Raw genomic sequence first — 530 nt, 5'->3', positions numbered from 1 at the left:
GCGGCCGGCGCCTCGTCCTGCGCGGGGTGCCGCCCCAGATGCAGAGGCTCCTCGTCGCCACCCGACTGCACCGCATCCTCGCCATCGAGGGCGGCCTCGCCCTGGAGTCCCTGCCCCGCGTGTGACACCCCCGGGAGCACCCGCCGCGTGTGAAGCAGCTGTGTGAAACAGGCGTCCCGCTCAATCCTCACAAGACCGTGACGTCTTGGTCTCGGGGGCACCCCGGCTGTTCCCGAGCGCCCGAGCACGGTCTAGGGTTCGGTCGCCTGCACATTGACGGACCCACCCGGCGGGTACCGCACACCGCTTCTTGGGGGCTTGGACCATGGACCCGATCAACCCTGGGTCGGAGGAGTACGGTCACGACACCGAGGGCGAGGAGGCCCGCCAGGGCCGTGGCGTGCCCGCACCGGCGCCTGCCCAGACGCCCGCGCGTGCCCGCGTCGTCCGGCTCGTCTCCGGCGAACTGCTCCTCACCGTCAACCCCGTCGACGGCAGCGAGATCGAACCCTGCCCGCCCGGGCAGGAAC

At 72.1% G+C, this 530-nt stretch carries 1 protein-coding gene and 1 pseudogene; both read left to right on the top strand.

The genetic code is table 11. The features are described from left to right. Positions 1–125: pseudogene (locus tag CCN56_RS41165) on the top strand (anti-anti-sigma factor); the annotation flags it as partial. A gap of 200 nt (positions 126–325) precedes the next feature. Then, positions 326–530 (top strand): hypothetical protein (locus CCN56_RS41160; RefSeq protein ID WP_143664858.1); only part of this gene is annotated, 205 nt, incomplete at its 3' end.

The sequence above is a fragment of the Streptomyces sp. NRRL B-24572 genome (assembly GCF_002156145.1).
Classification (GTDB): Bacteria; Actinomycetota; Actinomycetes; order Streptomycetales; family Streptomycetaceae; genus Streptomyces; species Streptomyces vietnamensis.
Note: the sequence above shows the minus strand (reverse complement) of the source record. Positions and strands in the feature narration are given on the sequence as shown.